The following is a 1,553-nucleotide window of genomic DNA, read 5'->3' on the forward strand; positions in this document are numbered from 1 at the left end:
AGCGACGACTATGGCCTGCTGCTCGAGATTACCCGCCCCAACTCCGCGCAGATCAATGTCGACTTGCACCCCGGTCAAGGCAGCGGCGGCGACCCCCTGGTCCGTTTCAGCCTGATGCTCAACAACGGCGAAGTCACCCGCATCGTGCTGCCGACCGACAATCAGGCCGCCTGGCGCTTCCAGTACGAACTGATCCATGAATACCTGTGCATGGCGCAGGTACACAACCCGCTCGGTGGCCATGAACTCATCACCTACGATGCTCAGGGCCATGAGTTTCCGCAGAACCGCTACCCCTCGCTGCCCCGCGTGTCACGGCATGAGCAGCGCCCCGGCTTCGGCCAGCCGCCGGTCGAGGTGCGTTATCAATATTCCAACACCAACTTTCTGGGTTTCAACGCCAGCGGGCTGATCTGGGACGACGATGGTCTGGACAATCTCTACAAGGCCAATCAGAGCTACACCTACAACAGTACGGAAATGCTCTGGTTCGATGGCAAGGCCTTGCGCACCACAGTGCGGGCCTTCAATAACTTCCACCTGCTGACCGAGGAAACCGTCACCCAAAGCGACAATGTGCTCAGCACCCGCACCACATATCACAGCACGCCGGGCTTGCCCTTCGACCAGCAACCGGCCCAGTGCCAGTTGCCCCGTGAAGTGCTGAAGATCTGGTACCACCCCAGCGCCTCCAGCCAGACCCATGAAGAAACCACCCGCACCACCTTCGACACCTTCGGCAACCTGCTGACCCAGGAAAACCCCGATGGCACCCTGGAAACCCGGCGCTATTACCCGGCCGCCGGTGGCGATGGCTGCCCGCCCGACCCGCAAGGTTTTGTAAGGACCGTGCAGGACACCACCGTCACGCCGGTCCCCGGCGCGCCCGGCGAGGCCCCGGTATTGCGCACGGCGTATCGCTACGCGCTGCAAACCGGCGTGGGTGGCGGCGCAACGCCCGGCTGGCTGGCCGTGACCGATGAGCGTCTGCTGCAAGTGAACGGCCTGGATGAAACCGAACTGCAACACACCGCGTTCACCTACATCCACCAACCCACCGATCGTTATCAGCACGGGCGCAAGTTGCAGGACACCCAGACCCTCAATGGCCTCTCGACGATCACCGACTACACCTACCAGAGAACCCGTAATGCCCGCGCCGGGGAAACCGTGCAGCACACCATCATCAGCCTGAGCACCAGCTTCGACACAGTGCGCAAGACCCATACCCTGCAACACTCGCTGCTCAACGGCCAGCCACTGCTCAATCGCGACGACAACGACGTGGAAATCGCCTACCGCTACGACGTACTGGGCCGGGTCATCGAGGAAACCGTAGCCCCCGGCACCCCCTACGAAGCTTCGCGCCATTACGGCTATGTGCTCAGCGCCGCGGACGGTCAGCAGGCCGAACAGGAAACCACCAACGTCAAGGGGATCAAGACCCGCACCTTGCTCGATGGCATGAACCGTGTGGTGAAGGAGTTGCGGCAAGGGGCTGACGAAAACAACCCCGCCGATTACTTCCAGACCTACAGCGCGCTGTACGACGG

Annotated in this window: 1 pseudogene; it reads left to right on the forward strand. The window is 62.1% G+C overall.

The annotated features are described in order from the left end of the window. Positions 1–1,553 (forward strand): annotated as a pseudogene (locus JL015_RS27520) (sugar-binding protein); the annotation flags it as partial.

Source organism: Pseudomonas cichorii, assembly GCF_015471405.1.
Taxonomy (GTDB): Bacteria; Pseudomonadota; Gammaproteobacteria; order Pseudomonadales; family Pseudomonadaceae; genus Aquipseudomonas; species Aquipseudomonas serbiensis.